This window comes from Neisseria sp. P0021.S006 (assembly GCF_051956895.1).
Genome location: NZ_JBQCWZ010000856.1, coordinates 1 through 616 on the forward strand (window position 1 = coordinate 1; position 616 = coordinate 616).

A 616-nucleotide genomic window follows, 5' to 3' on the forward strand; every position below is an offset into this window, starting at 1 on the left:
TCTGCTCAATATACCACCCAAAGGCGCATTCGGCGCCGCGCTCATTTGGCTCATCCTGCCATGGGGCTTCGCCCTGTTCCATCCCGACCGCCAGTTCCTCTACGACTTCTTGGCCGGAACAAGGCTGGTGGATTTAAATCAGAAGAAAACAAACGAATAAAATTCGCAAGCATCTCAAGCTCTAAATAAAATAAAGGCCGTCTGAAACTCCAGATACGTTTCAGACGGCCTTTAATCATAACATCAAGCAATGATTATTCTTGCCAACGTTTGAACACCAGCGAAGTATTGACGCCGCCAAAGGCAAAGTTATTGCTGACCACATAATCGGTTTGAATCTCACGTCCGCCCGTTTGAATATAATCCACCTTGCCGCAACGCGGATCGATGTTTTCCAAATTGACGGTCGGCGCAAACCAACCATTGTTCATCATTTCGATGGTAAACCAGGCTTCCAATGCGCCGCACGCGCCGAGTGTATGGCCGAGGTAGCTTTTTTGCGAACTCATCGGTATAAAACCAAACACCGCTTCAGTAGCCAATGTTTCGGCAATATCGCCTTTTTCGGTCGCCGTGCCGTGGCCGCTGACATAGCCGACTTTATCAGGCGTAATAC

At 48.9% G+C, this 616-nt stretch carries 2 pseudogenes; one reads left to right on the forward strand and one right to left on the reverse strand.

The window, feature by feature from the left end:
• Window positions 1–160 (forward strand): annotated as a pseudogene (locus tag ACTHUM_RS17515) (RDD family protein); the annotation flags it as partial.
• Window positions 161–254: 94 nt separating this feature from the next.
• Here ACTHUM_RS17515 and ACTHUM_RS17520 read toward each other — a convergent pair.
• Window positions 255–616: pseudogene (locus tag ACTHUM_RS17520) on the reverse strand (beta-ketoacyl-ACP synthase); the annotation flags it as partial.